At 61.8% G+C, this 25,051-nt stretch carries 25 protein-coding genes; 9 read left to right on the top strand and 16 right to left on the bottom strand.

Annotated elements, in window-relative coordinates; all coding sequences use genetic code 11:
• Positions 1-6 precede the first annotated feature (6 nt).
• Together PZN02_RS13375 and PZN02_RS13370 are read left to right on the top strand one after the other, a co-directional pair.
• Entirely contained in the window at positions 7-1,248 is a 1,242-nt protein-coding gene (locus PZN02_RS13375; protein WP_280658463.1) for an ABC transporter permease, read from the top strand.
• Positions 1,245-1,943 carry an ABC transporter ATP-binding protein gene (locus PZN02_RS13370; RefSeq protein WP_280658462.1) on the top strand — a complete coding sequence of 233 codons (699 nt, stop codon included), beginning with the start codon at positions 1,245-1,247 and terminating at the stop codon, positions 1,941-1,943. The genes PZN02_RS13375 and PZN02_RS13370 overlap by 4 nt, the downstream gene beginning before the upstream one ends.
• A gap of 70 nt (positions 1,944-2,013) precedes the next feature.
• On the opposite strand, the gene PZN02_RS13365 is transcribed toward PZN02_RS13370, so the two are convergent.
• The 3 genes from PZN02_RS13365 to PZN02_RS13355 form a co-directional block, all read right to left on the bottom strand.
• On the bottom strand, positions 2,014-4,008 hold the full coding sequence (locus tag PZN02_RS13365; RefSeq protein ID WP_280658461.1) for an acyltransferase family protein: 1,995 nt from the start codon (positions 4,006-4,008) through the stop codon (positions 2,014-2,016).
• Positions 4,009-4,588: 580 nt separating this feature from the next.
• Positions 4,589-5,050, bottom strand: coding sequence for a nuclear transport factor 2 family protein (locus PZN02_RS13360; protein WP_280658460.1), 462 nt, complete (start codon positions 5,048-5,050; stop codon positions 4,589-4,591).
• Positions 5,051-5,292: 242 nt separating this feature from the next.
• On the bottom strand, positions 5,293-6,519 hold the full coding sequence (locus PZN02_RS13355; RefSeq protein ID WP_280658459.1) for an aminotransferase-like domain-containing protein: 1,227 nt from the start codon (positions 6,517-6,519) through the stop codon (positions 5,293-5,295).
• A 311-nt stretch (positions 6,520-6,830) separates the two neighbouring features.
• Here PZN02_RS13355 and PZN02_RS13350 point away from each other — a divergent pair, with 311 nt between their 5' ends.
• The 3 genes from PZN02_RS13350 (at position 6,831) to PZN02_RS13340 (ending at position 10,288) form a co-directional block, all read left to right on the top strand.
• Complete coding sequence (locus PZN02_RS13350) at positions 6,831-7,823, top strand: threo-3-hydroxy-L-aspartate ammonia-lyase (RefSeq protein ID WP_280658458.1); 993 nt, start codon at positions 6,831-6,833, stop codon at positions 7,821-7,823.
• Between the two features lie 237 nt (positions 7,824-8,060).
• Positions 8,061-8,669 (top strand): class I SAM-dependent methyltransferase, encoded by a 609-nt coding sequence (locus tag PZN02_RS13345; RefSeq protein ID WP_280658457.1) that lies wholly within the window; start codon positions 8,061-8,063, stop codon positions 8,667-8,669.
• A gap of 620 nt (positions 8,670-9,289) precedes the next feature.
• Positions 9,290-10,288, top strand: coding sequence for a carbon-nitrogen hydrolase family protein (locus PZN02_RS13340; RefSeq protein ID WP_280658456.1), 999 nt, complete (start codon positions 9,290-9,292; stop codon positions 10,286-10,288).
• A gap of 53 nt (positions 10,289-10,341) precedes the next feature.
• On the opposite strand, the gene PZN02_RS13335 is transcribed toward PZN02_RS13340, so the two are convergent.
• The 11 genes from PZN02_RS13335 to PZN02_RS13285 form a co-directional block, all read right to left on the bottom strand.
• The gene (locus tag PZN02_RS13335; protein ID WP_280658455.1) at positions 10,342-11,067 is read right to left on the bottom strand and encodes an alpha/beta fold hydrolase; all 726 of its coding nucleotides are present in this window, start codon (positions 11,065-11,067) and stop codon (positions 10,342-10,344) included.
• A gap of 42 nt (positions 11,068-11,109) precedes the next feature.
• On the bottom strand, positions 11,110-11,463 hold the full coding sequence (locus tag PZN02_RS13330) for a hypothetical protein (RefSeq protein ID WP_280658454.1): 354 nt from the start codon (positions 11,461-11,463) through the stop codon (positions 11,110-11,112).
• A gap of 2 nt (positions 11,464-11,465) precedes the next feature.
• Entirely contained in the window at positions 11,466-12,167 is a 702-nt protein-coding gene (locus tag PZN02_RS13325) for a L,D-transpeptidase (protein WP_425336242.1), read from the bottom strand.
• Positions 12,164-13,027 (bottom strand): ABC transporter substrate-binding protein, encoded by an 864-nt coding sequence (locus PZN02_RS13320; RefSeq protein ID WP_280661486.1) that lies wholly within the window; start codon positions 13,025-13,027, stop codon positions 12,164-12,166. Before PZN02_RS13320 ends, PZN02_RS13325 begins: the two co-directional genes overlap by 4 nt.
• Positions 13,028-13,406: 379 nt before the next feature.
• Positions 13,407-14,072: a CBS domain-containing protein gene (locus tag PZN02_RS13315; RefSeq protein WP_280658452.1), complete on the bottom strand. Its 666-nt coding sequence runs from the start codon at positions 14,070-14,072 to the stop codon at positions 13,407-13,409.
• A gap of 166 nt (positions 14,073-14,238) precedes the next feature.
• On the bottom strand, positions 14,239-14,484 hold the full coding sequence (locus PZN02_RS13310; RefSeq protein ID WP_280658451.1) for a DUF982 domain-containing protein: 246 nt from the start codon (positions 14,482-14,484) through the stop codon (positions 14,239-14,241).
• 218 nt (positions 14,485-14,702) lie between these two features.
• Complete coding sequence (locus PZN02_RS13305; protein ID WP_280658450.1) at positions 14,703-15,557, bottom strand: sugar phosphate isomerase/epimerase family protein; 855 nt, start codon at positions 15,555-15,557, stop codon at positions 14,703-14,705.
• Between the two features lie 4 nt (positions 15,558-15,561).
• On the bottom strand, positions 15,562-16,338 hold the full coding sequence (locus PZN02_RS13300) for an ATP-binding cassette domain-containing protein (RefSeq protein WP_280658449.1): 777 nt from the start codon (positions 16,336-16,338) through the stop codon (positions 15,562-15,564).
• Positions 16,335-17,339: an ABC transporter permease gene (locus PZN02_RS13295; RefSeq protein ID WP_280658448.1), complete on the bottom strand. Its 1,005-nt coding sequence runs from the start codon at positions 17,337-17,339 to the stop codon at positions 16,335-16,337. Before PZN02_RS13295 ends, PZN02_RS13300 begins: the two co-directional genes overlap by 4 nt.
• A 159-nt stretch (positions 17,340-17,498) precedes the next feature.
• Positions 17,499-18,482 (bottom strand): sugar ABC transporter substrate-binding protein, encoded by a 984-nt coding sequence (locus tag PZN02_RS13290; protein WP_280658447.1) that lies wholly within the window; start codon positions 18,480-18,482, stop codon positions 17,499-17,501.
• A 77-nt stretch (positions 18,483-18,559) separates the two neighbouring features.
• Positions 18,560-19,621 (bottom strand): LacI family DNA-binding transcriptional regulator, encoded by a 1,062-nt coding sequence (locus PZN02_RS13285; RefSeq protein ID WP_280658446.1) that lies wholly within the window; start codon positions 19,619-19,621, stop codon positions 18,560-18,562.
• Between the two features lie 155 nt (positions 19,622-19,776).
• Here PZN02_RS13285 and PZN02_RS13280 point away from each other — a divergent pair, with 155 nt between their 5' ends.
• The 4 genes from PZN02_RS13280 (at position 19,777) to PZN02_RS13265 (ending at position 23,172) form a co-directional block, all read left to right on the top strand.
• Positions 19,777-20,808 carry a hydroxyacid dehydrogenase gene (locus PZN02_RS13280; RefSeq protein WP_280658445.1) on the top strand — a complete coding sequence of 344 codons (1,032 nt, stop codon included), beginning with the start codon at positions 19,777-19,779 and terminating at the stop codon, positions 20,806-20,808.
• Between the two features lie 133 nt (positions 20,809-20,941).
• Positions 20,942-21,913 (top strand): aldo/keto reductase, encoded by a 972-nt coding sequence (locus PZN02_RS13275; protein WP_280658444.1) that lies wholly within the window; start codon positions 20,942-20,944, stop codon positions 21,911-21,913.
• 156 nt (positions 21,914-22,069) lie between these two features.
• On the top strand, positions 22,070-22,324 hold the full coding sequence (locus PZN02_RS13270) for a hypothetical protein (protein ID WP_280658443.1): 255 nt from the start codon (positions 22,070-22,072) through the stop codon (positions 22,322-22,324).
• Positions 22,325-22,953: 629 nt separating this feature from the next.
• The gene (locus tag PZN02_RS13265; protein WP_280658442.1) at positions 22,954-23,172 is read left to right on the top strand and encodes a hypothetical protein; all 219 of its coding nucleotides are present in this window, start codon (positions 22,954-22,956) and stop codon (positions 23,170-23,172) included.
• 32 nt (positions 23,173-23,204) lie between these two features.
• On the opposite strand, the gene ilvC is transcribed toward PZN02_RS13265, so the two are convergent.
• Complete coding sequence (gene ilvC / locus PZN02_RS13260) at positions 23,205-24,224, bottom strand: ketol-acid reductoisomerase (protein ID WP_173509929.1); 1,020 nt, start codon at positions 24,222-24,224, stop codon at positions 23,205-23,207.
• Between the two features lie 112 nt (positions 24,225-24,336).
• Entirely contained in the window at positions 24,337-24,984 is a 648-nt protein-coding gene (locus tag PZN02_RS13255; protein WP_280658441.1) for a TetR/AcrR family transcriptional regulator, read from the bottom strand.
• Between the last annotated feature and the right edge of the window lie 67 nt (positions 24,985-25,051).

The raw sequence follows: 25,051 nt of genomic DNA, 5'->3' as shown, positions 1-25,051 counted from the left end.
GCGATCATGCACCTTATCCTCGATATCGCCTGGACGCACATCGCCGGTCGCGGCCGCCAGACCATCGTCGCGATAGTCGGCGTGGCCGTCGGCGTCGGCTTCTCCGTTGCGATGGCGGCGCTGATGCAGGGCGGCCAGGACGATTTCGTCCGCCAGCTCGTCGATACCATGCCGCATGTCGAGGTGAGCGACGAGCAGCGTTCGGCGCGACGGCAGCCGGCGGAGGATGTCTTCGAGGTCGCCGCCATATCGGGCTTGCGGCCGCGCGACGACCGCCGCGGAATCATCAATCCGACGGCAGCGCAATCGTGGCTCGAGGAATGGATCCCGGGACGGTTCGCCGCAAGGCTCAACGCCGAGGGCGTCATCCGCTATTCCGGCCGTGAGGTCGGCGCTGTGGTGATCGGCATCGATCCGGAGAGGGAAGCGAGCGTCTCGCCGATCGTCGAGGATTTTCGCGAGGGAAGCTTCGCCGCGCTCACCGCCGGCGGCAACAATGTCGTGATCGGCGACACGATGGCTTCGAGACTGGGCGCCGGGCTTGGCGATACGATCACCGCGGTATCGTCCGAGGGGCTTAGCCGCAACTTCAAGATCGTCGGGCTGTTTCACACCGGAACCACCGCGCGTGACGAAGGCGAGGCCTATGTGCTGCAGAAGAATGCACAGATCCTTTCCAACCGGCCGAACGCGATCAACCGGATCAGCATCAAGCTTAGCGATCCGAATGCCGCCCCCGCGATTGCACGGCGCGTCGAGGCGGAACTCGGCTACAAGGCGGTTGCCTGGCAGGAAGCGAACGAATCCATTCTGGAGGCGCTCGTGGTGCGCAACATCATCATGTATACGGTCGTGGCCGCCATCATGCTTGTCGCCGGGTTCGGCATCTTCAACATCATCTCGACCATCACCCACGAGAAGGCGCGCGATATCGCGATCATGAAATCGCTCGGCTTCTCGGAAACCGACATGCGCCGCCTCTTCGTGCTCGAAGGGGTGGCAATCGGCGGCGCGGGTTCGCTCCTCGGCTGGGCGCTCGGATTTTCCATCACCCGTGCGCTTTCGCTCGTGCACTTCGAAATTGCCGCGACCGGCCAGGAAATGACGCGGCTGCCGATCGCCTGGAGCATGCTCCACTACCTGATCGCAACGGCCTCCGCGCTCGGCTCCGCGGCGATCGCCGGCTACTTGCCCGCCCGGCGCGCGGCCCATCTCAATCCGGTCGACATCATTAGGGGCGCGACATGACGAGCCTGATCGAGACGACGGGCCTTACGCGCATTCTCCACGAGACGGTGCCCGTCACACTGGTGAGAGATGTCACACTCAGTATCGGCGAGCGGGAATTCGTCGCCGTCACCGGCCCCTCCGGATCGGGAAAGTCGTCGCTCCTCTATCTCCTGGGCCTGCTCGATCGACCGACAGCGGGAACGATAAAGGTTCGCGGCCGCGATGCCGAACCGATGAGCGAAAAGGAGCGCGCCGTGACGCGCCTCACCAATATCGGCTTCGTTTTCCAGTTCCATTTCCTGCTGCCCGAGTTCACGGCGCGCCAAAACGTCGAGATCCCGATGCGCAAGCTCGCCCGCCTCACCCGCGCCGAGATGCGCGAACAGGCGACGGCACTGCTCTCCTCACTCGGCTTGGAAGATCACCTCCACAAGCGACCCGACCAGCTTTCCGGCGGCCAGCGCCAGCGGGTAGCGGTGGCCAGAGCGCTCGCCAACGATCCGCCGCTCATCCTCGCCGATGAACCGACCGGCAGCCTCGACAGCAAGAGTTCTGAGCAGGTGTTTGCAATCCTGGAAGCGCTCGTCAACGAGCGCGGCAAGACGGTCGTCGCCGTCACGCACGACCTCGACATGGCCGCCCGCATGCATCGGCGCATCCATCTCGTGGATGGCCGGATCAGCGAGGAAGAAGGCGCCAAACCGGGATTTTAGACCACTCGGAAGACAGCAGCGTGCAGCCGGCCATGCGGCTGCCACACTCGCCTCACTGCACCGCCGCAGCCTATTTGTTCCGGACCGCGCCGACGATCGTCTCGCCGAAGATCGCGCGTTGCAGGGGGGCCGCAAGTGTTTCCGCATAGGGCGTGGCAATGTGATGACGATCGCGGAAGGTCAGTTTGCCGTCGATTACCGCGGGGCAAGTGGTTTTGTTGCAGAAAAGATCGACGACATCGACATAGGACGCATGACCCACTTCCGAAACGACCTTACGTTCCGCCGCCGGGATCGTCTCCTCCACCGCCTCGTTGCGCGGTGTGTCGCAAACGCTGGGGCTCTCGTCCTGCCACAGAGCGCGCGCAACACATTTGTCCAGGTAGGATTTGTGTAGTGGGCCGTCCCGGAGCAAGACGACATCGCTGCCGGTGTCTTTCAATGTCTCGACCGTGCGCTTGATGCCCTTGGCCCACTCGCTGACATCGATCTGGTAGCTGGATATGTAATTGATGTCGTTTCGCACATAGCTCGACGAATATTGCGAAAGTATCACGACATCGGGCTTGAGCGCGGCAATCTCACCGAACACCAGCTTCCTCCACTGGTCGCACTCGCTATAGCTCCGCGCCAACACCGAGTTCCAGGTCGTGACACTTGCCGCCGGACATGACGACTTCAGATAGGTGACGAGCCGCCAACCGTTGTTCTCGGCAATTCGCTTGAGTGGCGTCGACCAATGGTCGGCATGGGAATCGCCGAAGAGAACCATCGTCTTTTTCGGGTTCTTGGCGCCGAATTCGCAGGCTCTTGGCGCAATCTCGTCCCTTTCGAGCACGCAGGTTGAATCGAATTCCCGCGCCGCCGATTTCCGCTCGGCGCTTTTGAGAACCTGCCGTTGCTCGGAATCTAGGTTGAGGCTTGCCAGGGCAGCACTTCCGTAGGCAACCGTCGCCCCGGTCGCGGTAAGAAGCGCGGCGAGCCCTAACGACCTGCTGGTCTTTGCCGCCAGCCAGCCGCTGTGGCGCACCGGATTTTCGATGAAATGGTAGCTGAAAAGCGAGAGGACGAGCGTGAGCGCCAGGCACAGGAGCCGATGGGCGATGCTCAGGTCCGGCTCGAGGATTCCCGCATAGACGATGACCGGCCAGTGCCAGAGATAGAGGGAATAGGAGAGCTTTCCGATCTCCTGGAACGGCTGAAGGGCGAGGACCGAACTCGGGCCGGCGCGGCTTTCATGCGCACCGCTGAGCAGCACCATCACCGTGCCCAACACCGGCACCAGGGCAATGGAGCCCGGAAAGGGAATATCCTCCGTGATGGTCAGATAGGCCGCCGCGATCAAGGCGAGCCCAAGCCAGCCGAGCACGGGCGAAAAGCGAAACCGCCTTGCCCACTCCTGCGAGACCGCCATCGAAGCCAGGCCACCGGCGGCGAACTCCCAGGCTCTGAACGGCGAGAAATAGAACGCCCAAGGCTGGGAAATCGCAGTCACCCACCAGCTAAGCGCAAAGGAAACCGCGGCCACGGCGGCGAGCAGCAGGAACAGCCCGCGCTTGCCCGGACGAAACCGCGCAAGGACCAAGAGGAGCGCGGGCCAGACGAGATAGAACTGCTCCTCGACCGAGAGGGACCAGTAATGGATGAACGGGTTGTTCGACGCGTCCGACGCAAAATAATCGACGGCCCAGCGGATGAGCCACAGATTGATCATGTAGGACGAGGCAAACAGCGAGCCTTTCGAATAAAACTGCTGCTCGGACGGCGCTAGAATGAAGTAGCCGAAAAGCAGCGTCGCCAGGATGACGAACAAGGACGCCGGAAGCAGGCGGCGGGCACGCCGGCCGTAAAAGCGCCAGAGATTGACCGTGCCGCTCCTGGCAATCTCCTGCTGCAGATGCCTGGTGATGAGGTACCCGGATATGACGAAGAAGATATCGACGCCGACGAAGCCGCCGGGCAGACCGGTCATGCCGAAATGAAAGGCAACGACACCGGAAACCGCTAGGGCGCGCAGTCCTTCGATGTCCGGGCGAAAGTTTCCTTGGGCCGCTTGCATACTCATACCACTGGTTGCATTTATCTCAGGCGCCCCAGTCATTCATGGTACGAACAGATCTGGAGGCAAACGGTGATTTTGATGCGATGCAACATTCTTCTGCCGCAACGCAGCACGTCTTCGCGTGGTGATCCTGACCGAAAATGAGGCGGCAATATGGGGCTTTTTTCAATTCTTTCTGAAGTTTGCGTACGCGCCCACACCCTTGTGGCTCTCACGCAACTCAGAGAAACCGGAAAATTGCCGTGCAGGCGACCCTCAGCGTCGCGCCGCCAGAACACAATCATTGATTGATTCAGCCAAATAACACGCCCCATCAAAAACGAAGGGTCGGCGCGCCGAAAACGCAAGAAACTCAGCGGTCCGGCAGGGACTGCCCGGCTCGGTGCAGAAGGGCAATGCTCTTGCAGCGGCGCCCGGGTTAAGTGCCGCTGACGAAGAGAAATGTAGCGCCATCAGCCTGTGCGACGCCCCGCAAGTCGCGGGCGCCTTTCCAGGCGCTCAAAAGGCATCGTTTCTAGAGAGCGGCCCGCTGCACGGGATCGGGCACCGGCGATTCGCTGGCGACGAGACCGCCATGGCCGTGCTACGCGCCCGCCGGCTCTGTCACCACGAGGTTCGCAAGCGGGACCGTGGTGTCCAGCGGCGTAGCCACCTCCATCAGTTGCAGCGTGTCGACGAACTCCATGATCTCCACCATCAGCCCGTCCCTGAAGCTGACCTTGTCGATAAACTCGGTTTCGAAGCGGGCATCGCTCGGGACGAACCGGACCTCGCCGGCGCGATGTGCCACAACTGTCTCGCCATCGATATGAAGAGCGAGTGTTCCCACCTTGGAAAGATCCCAAACGTCCATCAATTCCTTGAAATTGAGGCGAACGGCGTCGCCGCCTTCGATCTTCCGGCACATCGGGCCGAGCCGATCACTTCCGGCGATGCGGAAGCTGCAGGCGGGGTGCACATAGGCCATCAACGCATCGAGGTCGTTGTCGGCCCGCGCCTGGTAGATTGCGTGCATGATGTTTTCGAGTTCGCTTCGATCGGTCATGGCAGTCCTCCCCCTTCGGTTACTGCGCAACTCTCATGAATCGGAAACGATGACAGCCGGCTCACTCGTCATGCGAGAAGCGTGGGCTACCCACAAGTTTGCCGCCAATCACCATTGCTGGCAACTGAGAAAGGACGATCGCGGGCTCTATCACCACCGAACGCGGAGCGAATCGGCCGATAAACAGAAAAGGCCCGGCGTTTCCGCCGGGCCCCTCGAAATGCTCGCCGTGTCTTTCGAGCTCAGGCCGCTTGGGCCACTTCGCCGCGGATCAGGTCGCCGAGCCTGCGAATGCCTTCGTCGATCATCTTGTCGTTGGCGCAGGAGAAGCTCAAGCGCAGCGTGTTCTCGCCGGAACCATCGGCGAAGAAGGCGCGGCCGGGGACGAAAGCGACCTTCGCCGTCTCGATCGATTTTGCCAGCAGCTCGGCGCCGTCCGCGCCCTTCGGCAACGTCACCCAGACGAACATGCCGCCTTCCGGCTTGGTCCAGGTCACCCCTGCCGGCATGTATTTTGCGAGTGCGGCCAGCATGGCGTTGCGGCGATGCTTATAGACGTTGTGGATCTTCGCCACCTGCTCGTCGAAGCCACGTTCGGCAACGGTGCAGATCGCCATCTGGTTGATGGTCGAGGAATGCAGGTCCGCCGCTTGCTTCATCAGCACCAGCTTGCGGATCACCGTTTCGGAGGCGCAGACCCAGCCGACGCGAAGGCCCGGCGCCAGCGTCTTGGAGAAGCTGCCGCAATAGATCGTCCGGGCGCTGTTGATGTCGCCCTTGCGGGCGATTTCCAGCGCCAGAATCGGCGGGACCGCCTCGCCGTCATAGCGCAGCGCCTGATAGGCCGCATCTTCGATGACGGCGACGTCGAGCTCTTCTGCGAGGTCGAGCACGCGTTCGCGACCGGCACGGTCCACTGTCTCGCCGGTCGGGTTGGCGAAATCGGCGGAGAGATAGGCGAACTTTACCCGGCCGCCCGCCTCGGCCGCCTGCTGGCGGTAAGCCTCGGGGGTGCGGTTGCCGCCCGGGTTCAACTGATCGTAGGTCGGCTCATAGGCATTGAAGGCCTGCAGCGCGCCGAGATAGGTCGGCCAGGTGACGAGCGCGGTATCCTTCGGTGACAGGAACAGCTTGCCGAGATAGTCGAGCGCCTGCTGCGAGCCGGAGGTGATGAAGATGTTGTCGACCGTCGCCGGAATGCCGAGGGCCGCCATCTGCTTCGCCAGCCACTCGCGCAGCGGCCGGTAGCCTTCGCTTACCGAATACTGCAGTGCCGCGCTGACCGCCGGGCCGCTGAAGATTTCGGCATAGGCCGCCTTGAATTCCGCGTCGGGGAAGAGTTCGGGATCGGGAATGCCGCCGGCAAAGGAGATGATATCGGGACGATCGAGCAGTTTCAGAAGCTCACGGATTTCGGAGGCGCGCATCCGGCTCGAACGCGTCGCGAAGATATGGTCCCAATTGAGCATGGGCGGTTTCCTCGAGGTCTTGGGAACGGGACCGCGGAAGATGAAGCGGCTTTCCGACGTCCCGCGTTTCTTTGTCGATTGTCCGGGGACAGGATCACGTCCGCTAATTTATGTCAACGTTATTGACCTAAATCAGTTCTTTTTTCGTGGCTCCCAGCTTACAAACCGGTCTCTGCCGCATGGTTACTTGCGTGACGTAACGTGAGACATTGACGCCTTGCGTAGCGCTCATGAATATCGCGCGCTATGCTGGACTTTTTGGACTCGTGCAAGGTCATTCGATCCATGAAAACCGCGTCAGGGAGGTTTGCGTGAACGACACGTCAGCAGCGTCCACGTCACTCAGGATTCCAACATTCGAGGATGTTCAAGCGGCGCAGCAGCGCATTTCCGGCGCAGCGCATCGCACCCCCGTTTTGACATCGCGAACCGCAGACGGAATGGCTGTGGCGTCTCTCTTCTTCAAGGCGGAGAACCTGCAACGCGCCGGCGCGTTCAAGTTTCGCGGCGCCTACAACGCCGTTGCTGCACTCGACGAATTTTCCCGACGAAACGGCGTCGTCGCCTTCTCCTCCGGCAACCACGCCCAGGCGCTCGCCTATGCGGCGAAACTGCAAGGCGTCCGTGCAACAATCGTGATGCCGACAGACGCGCCGGAAATAAAGATCGCCGCGACGAAGGCCTATGGTGCCGAGATCCATTTCTATGACCGGTACACCGAGGATCGCGAGGAAATCAGCCGACGCATCGCCGCCGAGCGCGGCGCAACTTTGATTCCCCCCTTTGATCATCCGGATGTGATCGCGGGACAGGGTACCGCCGCGCTGGAACTAATCGAGGAGGTCGGAGAACTCGACCTGCTCGTCGTGCCGCTCGGCGGAGGCGGACTGCTCGCCGGCAGCGCGCTCAGCGCCCGCGCGCTCTCACCCGGCTGCAGGATCGTTGGCGTCGAGCCGGAGGCTGGCAATGACGGCCAACAGTCGTTGAAGAAGGGCGAGATCGTGCATATTCCGGCGCCGAAATCCATCGCCGACGGCGCGATCGTCACCCATATCGGCGAACGCAACTTCGCCATCTTGAAGCGCACGGTCGACGAGATCGTAACCGTTACCGACGCCCAACTGGTCGAGACCATGCGGTTCTTCGCCGAACGCATGAAGATCATCGTGGAACCGACCGGCTGTCTGGCCGCGGCAGCCATATTGCAGGGTGTGCTGCCCTGCCCCGGTGCGAGAGCAGGCGTTCTCTTGAGCGGCGGAAACGTAGACCTGAAAACGTTCAACACGCTGCTCAGCGCGCGCTAGATCCCCTCACCCCGCGGGATTGGTTCAAGATGTGCGTACGGCTCGCCTGCTGCATGTTTTGTCAGTTGCGGTACAGCAAGGCATCTCCTCGGTTCCTCATTCCTGTGCTTGTCACAGGAATCCAGCCAGCCCAAGTCCTTGGGCTGAAAAGACTCTTCCGCGCCGTGCCGGAGGCGCTTGTCCTACGCCACGGCGCGCCTTATCAGGCACGCATGACGTTCGATGAAGGGAAATGAGATGCCGCCGCTCAGCGACGAGACGAATGCCTTCTACCGCGACAACGCAGCAGCCTATGCAAATCGGGAGCGCAAGGCGCCGGCGGCACGCCTCGACCGGTTCCTCGCCAGACTTGAACCCGGCGCCAGGATTCTCGAACTCGGCTGCGGCGGCGGACAGGACAGCGCCTATATGCTCGCCAAGGGATTCAATGTGACGCCAACCGACGGCTCGCCGGAACTTGCAGCGCAGGCAGAGCGTTTGCTCGGGCGGCAGGTCGAGGTCGTCCGGTTCGACGAGATCGGATGGCACGACGTCTTCGACGCGGTCTGGGCGGAAGCATGCCTCCTGCATGTGCCGCGCGCCGATCTGTCCAGTGTCCTCACCCGCATTCTCCGCGCACTGAAGGGCGGTGGGATACTTCATGGCAGCTTCAAGGCAGGGAATGGCGAAGGCCGCGATCGCTTCGGGCGCTATTACAACTATCCTTCGCGGGACTGGTTGATGCGACAGTTCAGCAACGGCTGGGCGAACGTCGAGATTGGCGAGGCGGATGGCGGCGGCTACGACGGAGAGCCTACCCGCTGGCTGTATGTGTCGGCCACAAGACCGCTTTCAGCAGAACAATAGTGAAGAAGGCCGAACGGCACCCCGTCTGCAAGACTTCTTAGTCCGACTACGCCGCTCAGGCCTCGCCCTCGTCCCAGTAGCTGCAGATCAGCAGGAAACAGATCGCAGCCAGGATAAGGAAATCGAAGAGAGCGAAGTGCTGCAGAATCGTCGTCATTACGCTTCCTCCTGCCAACCAACACATCAGAACACGAATTGGTTTCCAGAGGAAGAAGAGATGCAGAATATTATTTCAAAATACCCGCAAGATATGACTGTTATTCTTGCGTCGCACAACAAAAATTCTGCAGCGCACAACACTTTTTGCTGCAACTTGCATAAAGAGAAAGCCGGGCGCGGCGTCCGGCCACTAACTTAAATGAGGAATACTTCTCTCGTAAAAATCGTTCAGAAAAGCCGACATCGAACGCGAATTTTTGTGACAGCAATCCCGGAGTTGACGAATCAGAGTCGCATCGGCAGCCTTCGGCTTGGCGTGGCCTGCGCCTAACCTCCAAGGACCTTCCTCAGCACGGTCTTAAACGGAGGCAAAGGGACTTCTGTCTCGGGTCGCTGTCTTGGTCCGATCGTTTCGGGCGTGGTTGCTGGGGAACTCCGTCCGGGACGTGAAAGGCCCGACAATGACGCAAAACGGAAACTTCAAACGTCGTGTACGAGCGCGCGCGGCTAAAACAGGTGAGTCCTACACGACGGCTCTCATGCACGTTCGCCGGAGCTCGTCGAACGATTTAAAGCCTGAAGCCAAATCAGTGCGTTTGGCTGTAGCGCAAACCACTGTCTACGATGATCCTCGCAACATCGCGGCGCTTAGCGCCAGCGGGCTGGAGATGAGACGCCTTATGCGTCAGGCGCATGAAGCCGGAGCGAGGCTCGTGCATTTTCCCGAAGGCGCGACCTGCTCTCCTAGCAAGCGGATCATGTCCAGTAACGGTCCCGAAAAGGTCGGTCCTTCCGATTGGGGCCGGTACGAATGGACTGTCCTGCGTGAGGAACTGGAAGCGACCAGGAAGCTCGCGCGGCAACTGGAGCTCTGGACGATCGTCGGATCAGTACATCAACTCACCCCACCGCACAGGCCGCACAACAGCCTCTATGTCATCTCCGATCGGGGTGAAGTGGTGACGCGTTACGACGAGCGCATGCTGTCAAACACCAAGGTCTCGTTTATGTACACGCCGGGTTCAAGCCCGGTGACGTTCGAGGTTGATGGGGTCCGCTTCGGCTGCGCGCTCGGCATGGAGACCCACTTTCCGGAGATTTTCATCGAATATGAGCGACTTGCTGTCGATTGTGTTTTGTTCTCGACCACCGGCGGCTCCTCTCCCAATGACCTGGCCTTCGCCGCCGAGACACAGGGACACGCGGCCAGCAATAGATATTGGATTAGTTTCTCTGTCCTTGCGCGAAATGGTCTGACTGCCCCTTCGGGAATCGTTGCTCCCGGCGGTCAATGGATCGCACAATGCGCAGCGGACGGAGCACCCTCGATTGCCGTCGTCGATATCAACGACAATCCGGGAGACATTGCCCGATCCTGGAGGCGAACGGCACGGGAAGGCATTTACGAGCCGCACCTGGTGGACAACGACCAACGAAGCCACAGCCGCGATATCTTCTGAACTTGCGTTGCCGACGAGCGCGTCCCGTTCGCCGCCTTCGTCAAGCGATCAACTCAACGACGATCGCGCTCTGGAGAGGACCGTTGTTGTTCGCTTATCAGCTCTTGCAGCACCGCATTAAGATATTCCGGCTGTTCCAGCGGAAGGTAATGGCCGCAATTTCGGACAATCTTCAGGCGTCCGTGCCGCGCGTGCGCTGCTTGCATGGAACTGGTCTTAGGACCTGGCGCGCGGTCATCTTCGCCAGTCATGATCACGATCGGGCGAGGCAAGCTCAACAAAACTTGCACTCTGCTCGGTCGCGTGTGGAACACCGTCACGCCCCGCGCAACGTCCTGCAGTTGCTGGCGAAGCGTGATGGTTCTCGCAGCGTCGATCGCTTGGAGGCTAGCTGATCGGGAAAACAGCGGAGCCCAATAGGCGTCCCATGCGGCCTCCAATCCCTCGTCTCGAAGCAGCTCCAAAACGGAAACGTGGAGCGCTGGCTCTGGCCTGTGGCGAGCCTTCGTCCCGATTAGAACCAGTGCGGCAATCCTCTCCGGTGCGAGTGCGGCAATCTCGAGAGCGCAAGAGCCTCCAATCGAGCAGCCAACGACGATCAGGCGGTTACCGCGAACCGACTTCAGGGCCTCAACTGCCCACGCCTCAATGCTATCACCCAAAGAATAGAGCGTCGGCGCATGCGTGGAGCCCGGCAGAAGATGCATCTGCCCTTCCCACATCGAGCCATCAAGTGGCAGCGCGTGCAAAAGAAGTAGTTCCAGCCTATCGCTGCTCATGGATGCGGCTTCATCTGCATCCCGATTTTTGCGACCGTCGCCTTAGGCGGGCTGCACCGATTTGACGCTGCCGCTGCTGTCGACGACGCAGTTGAACTTGCGCCCGCCGGCATCGACGTCGACGGCGTAGGTCGTCGCGTCGAGCTGGCGCGAACTCATCGGCAGAACCCTGGCGCCGCTGGCTTGAGCAACAACCGCATTGGCGCAGATGAGCTGCAGGTCGGCGGGCGCAGTTTGCAGGCTTGTGCGGGCCATGTTCTGCGGCTCAGGCGCCGATGACTGGCATCCGCCAAGAAGCGAGACGCCGGCGACAACAAATGCGCAGCGCGCGATCGAGTATGCGTTCAAATTGGTCGTCGACAAATCCTCACCTCCAGATGTCGCATCGCTGGCCATTTTTAAACGCCCTTGTAGAGCGCCGCCCCCTGCATCAGCACGATCACTTTCGCGCCGATTTTGACGCGAGAGTGCAGATCGATGATGTCGTCATTGTTCATCCGAATGCAGCCGGAGGAAACGTCGAGACCGATCGTCCAGGGTTCCACCGTGCCATGGATGCGGTAGATCGTGTCGTTCTCGCCCTCAAAGAGATAGAGCGCCCTTGCCCCAAGCGGATTGTCCGGCCCACCGGGCATGCCGGCTGCCCATTTCGCCGCGTTCGGGTCGCGTGCCACCATCTCGGGCGGCGGCGTCCAGGTCGGCCACTCGGCCGTACGCCCGACGCGGACGATGCCCGCCCAGCCAAAGCCCTCGCGTCCGACGCCGATGCCGTAGCGGATTGCCTGGCCGCCGGGCTGGACGAGATAGAGAAAATGCTGGTTGCCGTCGATGATGATCGTGCCCGGCGGCTCGGCCGTCCGGAACGGCACGACCTGTCGGCGAAAGGCCTCCGGCACCTGCTTGTTGCGCGCAAAATACTGCCGTGCCTTGCGCTTGTCGTAGTCGACCCATTTCTTCGTGCGGGCGTCGTAGATCTGCGTCGCGGCGAGCGCCGCCAGCGGCCCGAGGCACAGCCCAGCGGCAAGCACGATCAAGCCGATTTTCCGCATCCTCCCGCCACGTTTTACGCCGGCCTCAAGCCTGTCCCGGATCATCGTCATTGCTTTGCCCACCCGTCTACGCGCGCTGCGTTGCCGTCGATCCATTTCTTCGCGTAGTCGGGGGGCGTCTGGCGCTCCACCTCCAGCGCGTAGCTCATCGCCGTCACCTCTTCCGGCGAGAAATCCACCTGTTCCAGAAACTTCGCGATGTCTGGATGCTTCTTGCCGAACGCGGCCCCGTAGGCGATGTGAAAATGCGCCGTATCCCAGGCGGTTGCCGCGCTCGACTTGGTGACCCATAGGGGATCGTCCGCCGGCGCGATCTTCCATTTCGCCGGGTCGTGCGGCGGCTCCTCGATGCGCGTAAGCTTGTGCAACTCGAAGACGTGGTGCGGCGCATAGCAATAAAACACCATCGGCCGCGCGGTCGCGACGGCCGCATCGACCGCCGCCATCGCTACGTCCTCTTCGGCCTCTACGAGCGTGAGGTTCGCGGCATAGCCGTAGCTGTTCGCCCTCACCCGCTCTATCCCCGTTGAAAGCCAGGTCGGGGCGCCGATCCACACTTCGCCGCGTCCGTCCCCGTCGGTGTCGAGCACTGCGGTCTTTGCCGGGTCGCTGAGATCGGCGATCGTCTTGAGGCCGGCAGCGGCCGCCTCCGGCGTGGCGCAAAGGCCCTGCCAGGCCGGCACGGCGCGCTCACTGAGCACAACCGCGCCTTTGTCGGTCACGTATTTCTTGATGAGATCCTCGAAATTCGGCCGCCATACCTCGGGCTGGATATCGACTTCGCCCTTGTCGAGGCCGACAAAGGCGCTGATCGTCCCGAGTTCGCGCACTTCCGCATCGAGCCCGAACTTCTTGGCGATGCTCAATTTGAGGATATTGGCCGTTGCCTGTCCGGACGGCCAATTGGGCATGGCGATCACGAGGTCGGCTGCCTTAGCCGGCAGGGCAACAGTTGCGGCGAGCGTGGCTGCGAAGGCGGCCACGCGGATTTTCGTGCTTCTCTTCACAGTGCCCTCCGAACAGATTCCCCGAATGGTCTGGCCGATTGTGAATGAATGCTATGAGACGAAATCTGCAGCGCCGCGCTATGTCGGACGCGACGTACGCAATCTGCACGCACCTGATCTGCCTGCGGGTCGACGCGACCCGGAACACTATGCAGGCATGTCTTGACGGCCGGCAGGATGCACCAGCTTATTCCCGTCCGTCAACTTGTCGTTGATTGATCGCGCGGATTCTCAGGCTTGACTACGCACCAAAGGGTTCGGCGAAAGCCGCTCTTCGAACCACTTAGCTCCCCTGCGGATCGACGACCAGCCTGTCGCGATAGCCTTCGACGCCGTTGATATTCTCCATCAGCACCTTGATGGCGCGACGCTCCATTTCGCTCTTCACCTTGCCTTCGAGCACGACGTGGCAGGCTTCCACGGAGACCTTGATCCTCTCCGGATCGAGGCCGAGGTCGGAGCGAAGGCGCGCGCGGATCGCGACGGCGAGCGCTTCGTCGCCCCTGACCGTGCCCTCACCCGGAACGTCGACGATCGCGCGCAACAGGTCGACGCGGCTGATGATGCCGACCAGCACGCCATTTTGCACAACCGGCACGCGCTTTATCTTGTGCTTGAACATCAGTTCGGCAACGGCGCCGATCGGCGCGTCGCGGCCGACCGTGAAAACCTCTGTCGACATCAGATCGCTGATGCGCCAGCTGTTGCCGCGGATGTAGCGGTCGAGATCGACAAGGGCGCTCTCAGCCGCGGCAACGCCTCGCCCGGTCCCAAGCTCGATCCGTCGCAGGAGATCGCCTTCCGTCAGCATGCCCGCGACCGCGCCGTCGTCATCGATGACCGGGAGACCGCTCAGCCCCTTCGTCACCATGGTTTCGATCGCGTGATGTACGCTGCTTGCCGTGCTGATCGTGGCCACGTTTGTCGTCATGATTTCATCGGCGCGCATTTTGGCCTCCACCTGTTGCGGGAGAAAGGAAACCATTCGAACCGTCGCAGCGGAGCCTACTGTCTGACGGATTTGGCCTGAGAGGAGGAAAGATGCAGGAAATGCCGAACATTTTCAAATCTTTCCGATACACCGAAGCGCAAAATCGGCTTCGCTGACCCGGCGGCTACGGTGCAACGGCGATGCCCGCCTCCCTGCAGGCATCCAGGAATGCGATCCGGGCGACATAAGGCGGCAAATGTCCGCTCAGCACCTCTTCGCATGCGCCAACAGCAGCGTAATAGGCGGGTCCTTTCCGTCGCGGCCAAGCCTCCTGCAGCATGGCGAGGGCCTCACTTGTGGTCGACACAAATGCCAAACTGCCGTCGCCAGACCTCACTACTACACACTCGCTCCAGGGACCGGCACTCATCGTTCGTCTTTCCGTCGGGCAACGCTACTGGACCTTATAGTAGGTAACGTAGCAATCGTCTTTTTGAAGTCGCGCCCGGGACCGGGAGTGCTGAAAATCTTCGAAAACCTACGATCATTCAGGACCGTCGGCCGTTCATGGTGCGGGTGCAGCGGGCAGCGCACGGACGGCGAGCGGCAGGGGTTTGCGCCGTTGAGCGTCAGCCTGTTTTTGTGTTTTCAGCCCAGTTGCAGGCCCGCCGCCCGGGCCGTCTCGCGCAGGAACGGCAAGCCGACTTCGATGACGTCGCGCGGGTCTTCGGCGACCGGCCGCCAGATTGCCAGCCCTCCCGCTATGTCCCGGTCGACATGGTTCATGCTTTCGAGCGTGATCGGGCCCTCGTAGCCGATGTCGGCGATCGCCTTCATGCAGGCCTGCCAGTTCAGCATGCCGCGTCCGGGCACACCGCGGTTGGCCTCGGAGACATGCACATAACCGAGATAGGGCGCCGCCGCATTGAAGCCTGCGGCAAAACTCTCCTCCTCGATATGCATGTGATAGGTGTCGAGATGGATGAAGATATTGTCAGCACCGATCCGCTCGATGATCCGCGCGGCGTCGATGCCGCGGTTGATGAGGTGAGTCTCGTATCGGTTGCAGGGCTCGATGCCTAGCTTCAGGCCGTGTGACCTTGCCGCTTTCGCCGCCCGTTCGAGAAACCGGCACATTCCGTCGATCTCCCTGGTCGTCGCCGCACGGCCGGTGGTCTTGCCGATCGAGCCATAGGTGACGCCGGCGAGCCCGAAGCTGCCGACCTCCTCGCAGACACGAAAGGCAGGCTCCAGGAAATCGAGCCCGTCCTGCGGGTGTGCAACAATGTCGAGCGCCCGGGGCAGCCCGAGCGACGGTATGAGCTCGACGCCGTAATGGCCGGCAAAGGCTCGCGTCCGCCGGGTGTCAATTTCCCTTGGTCTCAGCAGCGGAATTTCCAGGAGCCCGATGCCGTGCTCCTTGAGGCGATCCATCTGCGGCTCGATGCGCGACAGGTCCCAGACCGGCGCGATCGCGAAAGTATGCAGTCCGAAGATGTTCATGAAGTCAGCCTCGTTGTTCGTGCATGGCCGCAGCCGAAAGGTCGCCGCCGCCGACGATGCGGCTGACGACCTCGCTCATGTTGGTTCTGGCGGTGGCAAGGTTGGCGTCGGCCCGCCCGTGACGCAGGACGACGATTCGGTCTGTGACCGCAAGCACGTCGTTCAGGCGATGGGAGATCAGGATCACGGCAATGCCTTCCGATTTCAGCCGGCGGATGAGATCGAGCACGCCTTGCACCTCGCGCACCGCCAACGCCGCCGTCGGTTCGTCCATGATGACGAGCTTCGGATTGAAGGTGAGCGCCCGGGCAATCGCCACGGTCTGCTGCTGGCCGCCGGAAAAGGAGCCGACCGAGCGGTTTATCGATGGCAGGTGGGCGCCGAGCCGCGCGATCATGCTTGCCGCCTCGCGGTCCATCCGGGCCTTGTCGATGAAGCCGGGAAACAGGCCGAACAGTTTTCGGGTCGGTTCGCGGCCGAGAAAAATATTGCTCGCCACGTCCTGCTGTTTTGCCAGCGACAGGTCCTGATAGATCATCTCGATGCCGAGCTCGCGCCGCGCACCGGGATCGAGCGGCAGCACGTCCTTGCCATCGAACTCGATCGAGCCGGCGTCGGCCCGGTAGATACCGGTGATCGCCTTCATAAGCGTCGACTTGCCGGCGCCGTTGTCGCCAACGAGGCCGACTACCTCGCCCTTCTCGACAGAGAGATCGACACCATGCAGCACGTCGACCGCGCCAAAGCTTTTGCGGATGCCGGAGAGAGTAAGCAGGGTCATACGCGGCTCTCCTTGCGTACCTGATACTGGTCGATGAAAACCGCGAGGATCAGAACCGCGCCGATCGCCATCTGCTGGTAATAGGACTGCACCGCGAGCAGGTTGAGACCGTTCTGCAGCACGCCCATGATCAGCGCGCCGATCATGGTGCCGAGGATGGAGCCGCGGCCGCCGAAAAGATTGGTGCCGCCGATGATGGCCGCGGTGATCGCCGTCAGTTCGTAGTTGAGGCCCGCCGTCGGATCGCCGGAGTTGATACGGGCCATGAACAGCATGCCGGCAAGCCCGGCGAGCGCGCCGGAGAGCGTGTAAAGGATGCGCCTGTGCCGCTCGACGCGTATGCCGGCGGCGCGCGCGGCACTTTCGGAGTCCCCGAGCGCCATGGTGTGGCGGCCGAATTTCGAATAGGCGAGCACGCAATGGGCGACGATCGCTGTGATGATGAAGATGATCACCGGCATCGGAATGCCAAGCGGCCGCCCCTGGCCGACATAGACCATCGCGGCCGGCAGGCCATAGATCACCCGGCCGTCGGAAATGACGAGCGCCAGCCCACGCGCCAGCCCCAGCATGCCGAGCGTCACGATGAAGGCCGGGACGAAGGCGCGCGTGATCAGCTGGCCGTTGACGTAGCCGGCGGCCGCCCCCGCCAGGATGCAGGCGGCAAGCCCGATCGCCGAAGGCGCGCCGAGATTGACGGCGACATAGGCGCCCGCCACGCCGGAAAGCCCCATCACCGACCCGAGGGACAGGTCCAGCCCGCCGGAGCCGATGACATAGGTGGCGGCAATAGCCAGCACGCCGATTGTCGAGGTGGCAAGCAGGATGTTGAGGAAATTGCTGAGCGACAGGAAGAACGGCGAGAGCACGGCCATGACGGCGCTGAGCACGATCAGGACGATGAAGGATTCCAGCCGTATATGCAGTTGTTCGACCGATGTTCGTTGCGCCCGCGCCCAGAGGCCGGGTTGTGCCGTTTGTTGCGCCGTTTCGTGTGTCATGGTTCCCACCTCTACAGCGCTGCGCATCTTCAGACGCACAAAGGTCGCTGTAACACCGTGAATGGCCGCATGTTCCTTGAATCGGCTCCGATTTCGGGAACATGCAACAGCAAAGAGGCGGCTGGCGCAGGATGGCGCGCCAGCCGGGTTCGGCAAAGCTCACTTGACGTATTGAAGCATCGGCTCCTTGCCGGCATCGAGCACGTCCTTGGTCAGCACCAGCGTGGGCACGGCGATATCCGCCGTGACGCTTTCGCCGGCGATCGCCTTCTTGACGTTCTCGACCGCCTGCTTTCCGACGAGATAGGGAAGCTGGGCGACCGAAGCGTTGAGCCTGCCGTCCTTGATCGACTTCACCGCATCGGAATTGCCGTCGACGCCGATGATCGTCACCTGGTCGCCCTTGCCGGCAGCATAGACCGCCTCCACGGCCCCGAGCGCCATGCCGTCATTGGCGGCGAAGATGCCGACGAGGTCCGGGTTGCGGGTCAGGATGTCGTTGGTGATCGAGGCCGCCTTGCCACGGTCCCAGTCGCCGGGAAGCGAGGCGACGACCTCAAGGCCGGGTGCCAGTTCCTTCAGCCGTGCCGCAAATCCTTGAGCGCGCCTCTGCCCGGTGACGTTGCCCGACAGGCCCTCGATCACCAGCACCGGCCCCTTGGCGTCCTTGCCGAGCTTCTCGACGAGATAGTCGGCGCCCTGCGCGCCCGCCGCGACATTGTCCGAGCCGATGCGGAAGGTGATCTTTATGCCCTCCTTGTCGAGCACGGCCTGGTCAAGATTGCCGTCGAGATCGACGACCTTGATGCCGGCATCCTGCGCAGCCTTGAGGCACGGCAAGAGGTTCGTCGAGTTGATGGCGGCGGTGATCATCGCCACCGGCTTGCGTTCGAGCATCGTGTTGCAGAGATTGAGCTGTGGCTCGGCCGCCTGGTCGCTTTCGGCGGCTTGCAGGAAATATTTCACGCCGGCTTCCTTGGCGCCATCCTCGACCCCCTGAGCCATGGCGCCCCAGAACGGATTGGCAAGCGTTTTCATCAGGACGCCGTATTCGCCATCTTCGGCGATAGCAGGCGCGGCGAAGGCCATTGCAACGCCCAACGCCAAAGTAAATCGATTTATCCTCGCGAAAAATGGTTGCATCGTTTCCTCCAGTTGATGTCACGCACCGTGAGTTCCAGCCAGATCCGGCGCTTGCCTTCCGTCTTCGACAATCGGGGTCATTGTCGTTTTCCTCCCCCGGAATGCGGTCCGTTACCTGGCGACCCAACGGATTCCCGCATCAAGACCTTGCATGGCTCGAGCCGCGCGATGGGCGGCCCCCCTCCCCCCTCGATCCGGCGAAACAGCACGTCCATCGCCTGGATGGCGATCTGCCTGACAGGTTGCACGACCGCCGCGATCGCCGGCCATGTCACCTGCATCCACTCCGCATCGTCGAAGCCGACAAGGGAAATGTCGTTCGGGCAGTGCCACCCGCGCCGGCGGAATTCGCTGAGCGCGACCAGCGTGCCCCTCAAGAACAGCGAATAGACAGCGGTCGGCCGCTCGCCCTTGGCGAAATAATCCCGCAGCGACGATCGCAGCGGCTCGACATCGCTTTCCGAAAGGATCACGTCGACGCGGGTATCCGGGGCGAGCTGCAGCGCGCGCTCGCGAAAACTCTCCAGCCGGGCGCGGACCGTCGCCGCCTGCTCGCCAAGACCTAGCACGAGGATATGGCGGTGGCCTCTTTCGACGAGCTCACGCGCCACCTCGGCACTCGCCGAAACACTGTCGGCCGATACCGTGTCGAAGGCATCGTCGGCGAGCACCCGGTCGATCAGCACGCCGGTCATGCCGTTCTTCTTCATGAAGCCCGCCGCCGGCCCGTGCTCGTTGCGCACCGGCGCCAGCACGACGCCGGAGACGCGCCAGTCATGCATGCGGGCGAGGATTTCCTTTTCGCGCGCTTCCGACTCCCGGCTCGACGCCGCGACGAGCGCATAGCCGCGCTGTTCGGCCAGCCGTTCCAGCTGCGTGATCATGGAGCCGAAGAATTCGCTTTCGAATTCCGGAACGATCGCGCCGATGATGCGGCGCTTGGCCCGCCTTAAGTCCGAGGCGAGCGGATCGATGCGATAACCGAGCAATGCCACCGCGTCGAACACGCGCTGGACGTTCTCGGGCTTCACCGTCGCGACACCTTGCAGGACTTTCGACACCGTCGCGGCAGAGACGCCGGCACTATTGGCCACGTCGTGGATCGACGGCCGCCGCGCATGCGCTTCCCGATGAACCATCCTCTCCTCCCGAGAGCAAGCAGTCTGCCGAGTGTCGCGTATCAAGCGATAAATCGATTTTTCGCGGTTGTAAATCGTTTAATTTGGCGTACACCTTTCCGTCAGCGGTACATGTACCGAATGCATCGGAAGGAGCCGACCGGGAGGAAGAAGCCATGTCCGACAATTCGCTGCCGCTGGTGATCAGCGCACCGGAACCGCGTACGCTCGAGCTCATTTTCACCCCGCCTTCGCTCGCCCGACTCCGCGCCGGCTACCGGATCGTCGAGACGACCGACAGCGGCATTGCCGCACTGCCCGACGAGACTTTGGCGGGGGCCTGCTACATCATCGGCCAACCGCCGATCTCGGGCGAGCTACTCGCCCGAATGCAGTCGCTGCGTTGCATCTTCAATGTCGAGACCAACCTGATCAACAACATGCCCTACGAGACGCTGTTCGAGCGCGGCATCCATGTGGTGACGACCGGCGCGGTCTTTGCCGAGCCGGTGGCCGAGCTTGGTCTTGCCCTGGCGATCAACCTTGCGCGCGGCATCGTCGATGCGGATCTGGCCTTCCGCGAAGGCAAGGAATTGTGGGGTGGCGATGGCAACCGCACGGCGCGGCTCATCTCCGGCGCCGACGTCGGCATCATCGGCTTCGGCGACCTCGGCAAGGCGCTGAACCGCCTGCTTTCCGGCTTCCGCACGCGCACGCGGGTCTTCGACCCCTGGTTGCCGCCGTCGATGCTGATCGAGCACGGCGTGGAGCCGGCCTCGTTGGACGAGGTCCTGTCCGGGAGCGACTTCGTCTTCGTCGTCGCCTCGGTCACCAGCGAAAACCAGGGTTTCCTCGGCGCCGACGCCTTCGCGAAGATGCGCAAGGGCGCCGCCTTCATCCTGCTCAGCCGGGCCGGCGTCGTGGATTTCGAGGCGCTGATGGAGGCCGTGCGCAGCAAGCACATCGTCGCCGCCAGCGATGTCTTTCCCGAGGAACCGCTCGGGCTCGATCATCCCGTCCGCGCGCTGCCGGGCTTCCTGCGTTCGGCGCATCGGGCCGGCGCCCTCGATGTCGCCTTCAAGCGCATGGGGGACATGGTGCTCGAGGACATGGACTTGATGGACCGCGGCCTGCCGCCGATACGCTGCAAGCGCGCCGAGCGCGAAACCGTGTCGCGCATGCGCTCGAAGCCGGTCGACAGGAACTAGCATTCCCGTCAACAGCCCTCAATGCCGAGGCGAAGTGTTCGTTGACTTCCCTTGCCCGGAACCTAGGTGGAAGGCGACCTGCAGAACCGATCGTTCCGGATCGACCCGTTCAATCCCACCTGCGAGAAAAGCCATGCACTACAGAACACTCGGCCGCACCGGCCTCAGCGTTTCCGAAATCGGTTATGGTGCCTGGGGCATCGGCAACAGCGGCTGGCGGGGCGCCAACGACGAGGAGTCGGCCCGCGCGCTCAACCGGGCGATCGACCTCGGTCTCACCTTCATCGATACGGCGCTCGGCTATGGCGAGGGCCACAGCGAAAGGCTGGTCGGCAAGCTGCTCAAGAAACGCTCGGAGACGATCTACGTCGCGACCAAGATCCCGCCAAAAAACAGGATATGGCCTGCCCGCCCGGGCACGCCGGTCGAGGATGGCTTCCCCGCCGACCACGTCATCGCCTGCACCGAGACCAGTCTCCGAAACCTCGGCGTCGAGACCCTCGACGTGCAGCAGTTTCACGTCTGGTCGGACGAGTGGGTCGGCCGTGGCGACTGGCTCTCGGCAGTCGAGCGGTTGAAGCGCGACGGCAAGATCCGCTTCTTCGGCGTGTCGATCAATGACTACGAGCCGGAAAACGCCCTCGCCCTCATCGAAAGCGGCGTCGTCGACAGCGTGCAGGTGATCTACAACGTCTTCGAACAGACGCCCGAGGAGAAGCTGTTCCCGGCGTGCGAGCGCTACAATGTCGGCGTGATCGTCCGGGTGGCGCTCGACGAGGGCGGCTTGACGGGACAGATCCGCGCCGACTCCTTCTTCCCGGAAGGAGACTTCAGGGCCAATTATTTCCGCGGCGAGCGCAAGCGCGAGGTCGAGGAACGCGCGCGCAAGATCGTCGAGGACCTGGCAATCGCCCCCGACGCGCTCGCCGAAACGGCGCTCCGCTTCGTGCTCAGCCACCCGGCCGTTTCGACCGTCATCCCCGGCATGCGCTCGGTCCGCAATGTCGAGCGCAATTGCGCGATCGGCGACGGACGCGGCCTTCCTAGCGAGCAGCGCGAGAAACTGCGCGCGCATAAATGGCCGCGCAATTTCTATCTCGATTGAGCCTCAACGGTTCGCAAGTACGAACCGCTTCTTCGTTGCATCTCGAACGCGCATCGCCGCGCTTAGGCGCGTCTGGATGGAACCGAAATTGAGGACAGTGGTTGGAACTCCACGAATTGCACGCGAAGTGCAGTCAAGAACATCGGAGGTTCCATCATGTTGAACAAAGCGTTGGTTGCGGCTGCCATGCTCACGGTTATTGCATCGCCCGTCTTTGCACAGGCCGATATCACTTGCGACCAGGCGGGCTTGACGAAGCTCGAAACCGATGTCGGCCAGATCACCGACTCGGGACGCAAGGAGATGGCGCAGAAAGAGCTTGCCATGGCCAAGGAAGCAATGGCGGCGAACGACCAGGCAAAGTGCAAGTCCCATATGGAAAATGCCATGAAGGGCAAGGATCCCATGTGATGCCCTTCGGCTCTGGCGCCGGCTCGTCGCCCGCGTCAGCGAAGCTTCCCTTCAGCACAAACGAGAAAGCCGGAGCGCGAGCCCGGCTTCCTTAGTTTTCTGCCGAGAAGTCTTAGTTCTCCCCTTGTGGGCCAGCTTGTTGTTGCACGTCAGGGCACCATGGCGTGCAACTTCGCGAATTTTCGATCTGATCGAGCGTTTAATATCACCCTGGGAATCGATAGAAGTTAGAAAGAATTACCCTAACAAACCAAATGGGCAGAATGTCGAACGGCGAACTGAAACTGCGGTTGAACGCCGCTTTGTGCAGACATGCTTATCACGACGCAATTGAGGCGCTTGCGCGTCTGGCAACGTACAGCACTTCACGAAGCCTGGAGAAAATAGGGGACGGAGAATATTTCATTGTCGCGGGGGAATATGCAAAAAAGACCTCCTGCTTCTGTCTATTTCAGTGCGAAGGTTGGCAGAAGTAACGACTTCCCAGCCGCTCATAAGGTCCAAGAACTTGGAGATAAGATGTCCTGTGCCAGACAGAGAGAGACGGCAAGAAGAAAAGCGATTCCCTCTGGAACATACTCGGGAACATAATTCACGGCGTCGACATCGAGGTCATGAAAGATGTAGGAGTGAAGAAATTCCTCATCGGCCTAGAGGCAGATCTAATAAGGGCAATAAACAGCCGCGAAGAAGTAGATGCAGTGATCGGTATCAAATCTGAAAAATTCAACAGAAAACTATTCAAGCTCACTGAGTTTTGCGCTCAGATTAACGATGCCCTGGACGAGATCAACGATGTGATGTCTAACAACGGCGTCTTCTTAGGTTCCGCTTACGAGAATCTCTAGGGGAGCCACTACAGCTCCCCTAGAGATAGTTTTTAGTTCTTTGCCTTGTCGACCAGCTTGTTCTTGCCGATCCAGGGCATCATGCCGCGCAGCTTCGCGCCGACTTCCTCGATCTGGTGGGCGTCGTTGACGCGGCGGATGCCCTTGAAGCGGGCGGCACCCGAACGGTACTCCTGCATCCATTCCGAGGTGAACTTGCCGGTCTGGATGTCCTTGAGAACGCGCTTCATCTCGGCCTTGGTTTCTTCGGTGATGATGCGCGGGCCGGTGACGTATTCGCCCCACTCGGCGGTGTTGGAGATCGAGTAGTTCATGTTGGCGATGCCGCCTTCATAGATCAGGTCGACGATCAGCTTCACTTCGTGCAGGCACTCGAAATAGGCCATTTCCGGGGCATAGCCGGCTTCGACCAGCGTTTCGAAACCGGCGCGGATGAGCTCGACCAGACCGCCGCAGAGAACGACCTGCTCGCCGAAGAGGTCGGTTTCGCACTCTTCCTTGAAGTTGGTTTCGATGATGCCCGAGCGGCCGCCGCCGACGCCACAGGCGTAGGAGAGCGCGAGATCAAGCGCGTTGCCGGAGGCGTTCTGGTGAACGGCAACGAGGCAGGGAACGCCGCCGCCCTTCTGATATTCGCCGCGAACCGTATGGCCCGGGCCCTTCGGCGCGATCATGACGACGTCGACCGAAGCCTTCGGCTCGATCAGGCCGAAATGGACGTTGAGGCCGTGTGCGAACGCGATCGCTGCGCCGTCGCGGATGTTGTCGGCGATCTCGCCCTTGTAGATATCGGCCTGCAGTTCGTCCGGCGTCGCCATCATGATGAGGTCGGCCCACTTGGCGGCTTCCGCGACCGAGAGAACCGAAAGACCGTCGGCCTCGACCTTGGCGGCGGTTGCCGAGCCCGGCTTCAGCGCAATGCGGATTTCCTTGGCGCCGGAGTCCTTGAGGTTCAGCGCATGGGCGCGGCCCTGGCTGCCATAGCCGACGATGGCGACCTTCTTGGACTTGATCAGGTTGAGATCGGCATCACGATCGTAATAGACGCGCATCGAATTTTCCTTCCCTTTGCTTGTCTGTTGTTCCTCTGGCTGGCCCAAACGGATGACCCGGAAGATCCCCTTGATCTTCGCAAAGGCTTATGCGTCCGTTTGAGACCCGCCGCTACCCTTTCTTGCCGTAGAGCGTGAGAAAGGCGTCGACCGCCCGCTCCGCCCTGCGGCTGAAACCCTTCTTCATTTCGCCTGGCTCCTCGCCGAGCAGCATCCGCAAATGCCAGTCGGAAACGACGAGACCGTAAAGCGCACCATAAGCCTCCTCGGCATCGTCGAAGGCGAGAAGCCCTGCCCTGCGGCCAGCTTCAAGCAGCGCGCCGGCGCGCCGGCCGATCTGGCGGCGGCCACGCTCCTGCAGCATATGGCCGAGCTTCGATCCCTCGCGGCTTGCCTGGCCGATCGCCAGCCGGTTCAGCGCCAGCGACACGTCGCCGGCAAGCACCTCAAGCAGGTCCTTGGCAAAGGCGACAAGATGCCGGCGCAGGCCCTCCGCGTCGAGCGCCCCGGCGGAAACGTCGAGGGTCCTCACCTTGCTCGCCTGGTAGCTGATCATCGCCGAAAGCAACCCGTCGCGATCGCCGAACCATTTGTAGAGGCTTTCCTTGGAGCAATTGGCGGCTCGTGCGATGCCCGCAGTCGTCAGCGCCTTCTCGCCGCCATCGACGAGCAGTCTCAGCGCCTGTTCGAGCACGGCGCCCTGACGCTCGGTCAGACCGCTTGCGGCAATTACCCCCCTGCTCTCCAAGACACCCTGCACTTCGCCATCGCTCCATTAGTACCGTACGGTACGGTTCGCATTTTTTCTAATGCGATGGCACGAGAGC

The sequence above is a fragment of the Sinorhizobium garamanticum genome, assembly GCF_029892065.1.
Lineage (GTDB): Bacteria > Pseudomonadota > Alphaproteobacteria > Rhizobiales > Rhizobiaceae > Sinorhizobium > Sinorhizobium garamanticum.
Note: the sequence above shows the minus strand (reverse complement) of the source record. Positions and strands in the feature narration are given on the sequence as shown.

Bases quoted from the DNA above. Each gene is read 5' to 3' on its own strand.
- PZN02_RS13375 (WP_280658463.1), top strand. From the start codon at position 7: ATGCACCTTATCCTCGATATCGCCTGGACGCACATCGCCGGTCGCGGC.
- PZN02_RS13370 (WP_280658462.1), top strand. From the start codon at position 1,245: ATGACGAGCCTGATCGAGACGACGGGCCTTACGCGCATTCTCCACGAG.
- PZN02_RS13365 (WP_280658461.1), bottom strand. From the start codon at position 4,008: ATGAGTATGCAAGCGGCCCAAGGAAACTTTCGCCCGGACATCGAAGGA.
- PZN02_RS13360 (WP_280658460.1), bottom strand. From the start codon at position 5,050: ATGACCGATCGAAGCGAACTCGAAAACATCATGCACGCAATCTACCAG.
- PZN02_RS13355 (WP_280658459.1), bottom strand. From the start codon at position 6,519: ATGCTCAATTGGGACCATATCTTCGCGACGCGTTCGAGCCGGATGCGC.
- PZN02_RS13345 (WP_280658457.1), top strand. From the start codon at position 8,061: ATGCCGCCGCTCAGCGACGAGACGAATGCCTTCTACCGCGACAACGCA.
- PZN02_RS13340 (WP_280658456.1), top strand. From the start codon at position 9,290: ATGACGCAAAACGGAAACTTCAAACGTCGTGTACGAGCGCGCGCGGCT.
- PZN02_RS13335 (WP_280658455.1), bottom strand. From the start codon at position 11,067: ATGAGCAGCGATAGGCTGGAACTACTTCTTTTGCACGCGCTGCCACTT.
- PZN02_RS13330 (WP_280658454.1), bottom strand. From the start codon at position 11,463: ATGGCCAGCGATGCGACATCTGGAGGTGAGGATTTGTCGACGACCAAT.
- PZN02_RS13325 (WP_425336242.1), bottom strand. From the start codon at position 12,167: ATGACGATGATCCGGGACAGGCTTGAGGCCGGCGTAAAACGTGGCGGG.
- PZN02_RS13320 (WP_280661486.1), bottom strand. From the start codon at position 13,027: ATGCCCAATTGGCCGTCCGGACAGGCAACGGCCAATATCCTCAAATTG.
- PZN02_RS13315 (WP_280658452.1), bottom strand. From the start codon at position 14,072: ATGCGCGCCGATGAAATCATGACGACAAACGTGGCCACGATCAGCACG.
- PZN02_RS13310 (WP_280658451.1), bottom strand. From the start codon at position 14,484: ATGAGTGCCGGTCCCTGGAGCGAGTGTGTAGTAGTGAGGTCTGGCGAC.
- PZN02_RS13305 (WP_280658450.1), bottom strand. From the start codon at position 15,557: ATGAACATCTTCGGACTGCATACTTTCGCGATCGCGCCGGTCTGGGAC.
- PZN02_RS13300 (WP_280658449.1), bottom strand. From the start codon at position 16,338: ATGACCCTGCTTACTCTCTCCGGCATCCGCAAAAGCTTTGGCGCGGTC.
- PZN02_RS13295 (WP_280658448.1), bottom strand. From the start codon at position 17,339: ATGACACACGAAACGGCGCAACAAACGGCACAACCCGGCCTCTGGGCG.
- PZN02_RS13290 (WP_280658447.1), bottom strand. From the start codon at position 18,482: ATGCAACCATTTTTCGCGAGGATAAATCGATTTACTTTGGCGTTGGGC.
- PZN02_RS13285 (WP_280658446.1), bottom strand. From the start codon at position 19,621: ATGGTTCATCGGGAAGCGCATGCGCGGCGGCCGTCGATCCACGACGTG.
- PZN02_RS13280 (WP_280658445.1), top strand. From the start codon at position 19,777: ATGTCCGACAATTCGCTGCCGCTGGTGATCAGCGCACCGGAACCGCGT.
- PZN02_RS13275 (WP_280658444.1), top strand. From the start codon at position 20,942: ATGCACTACAGAACACTCGGCCGCACCGGCCTCAGCGTTTCCGAAATC.
- PZN02_RS13270 (WP_280658443.1), top strand. From the start codon at position 22,070: ATGTTGAACAAAGCGTTGGTTGCGGCTGCCATGCTCACGGTTATTGCA.
- ilvC (WP_173509929.1), bottom strand. From the start codon at position 24,224: ATGCGCGTCTATTACGATCGTGATGCCGATCTCAACCTGATCAAGTCC.